Source organism: Borrelia hispanica CRI (assembly GCF_000500065.1).
GTDB lineage: Bacteria > Spirochaetota > Spirochaetia > Borreliales > Borreliaceae > Borrelia > Borrelia hispanica.
In genome coordinates this window covers 1-260 of record NZ_AYOU01000003.1, presented here as the reverse complement: position 1 = coordinate 260, position 260 = coordinate 1, and the positions used below count along the sequence as shown (strand labels likewise).

The window sequence follows — 260 nt, the reverse complement described above, 5'->3', positions numbered from 1 at the left end:
AAATTAAATCCATTTAAGAAGGAAGCATACATAATACCATTCAATGGACGTTATACAGTTGTAGTAGCATATCAAACATTGCTTATACGTGCATATGAAGCTGGGTATAATAAGTATGATCTTGACTTTGAAGAGAAATTGGTTAAATCTCTTAAGATTGATTTTAAAGGTAATAAGGCGATACAAGAAGATTGGCAGTGTACAGCTTTTTTCAAATCAGATGATGGTATTCGTTATAGTTTTTCTGTTTTACTTAGTGA

The 260-nt window shown here is 30.8% G+C and carries 1 protein-coding gene; it reads left to right on the top strand.

Going from position 1 to position 260, the window contains the following annotated elements:
* Positions 1 to 260, top strand: a 260-nt coding sequence (locus tag U880_RS09570) for a recombinase RecT (RefSeq protein ID WP_038358473.1), incomplete at both ends; no start/stop codon positions are given.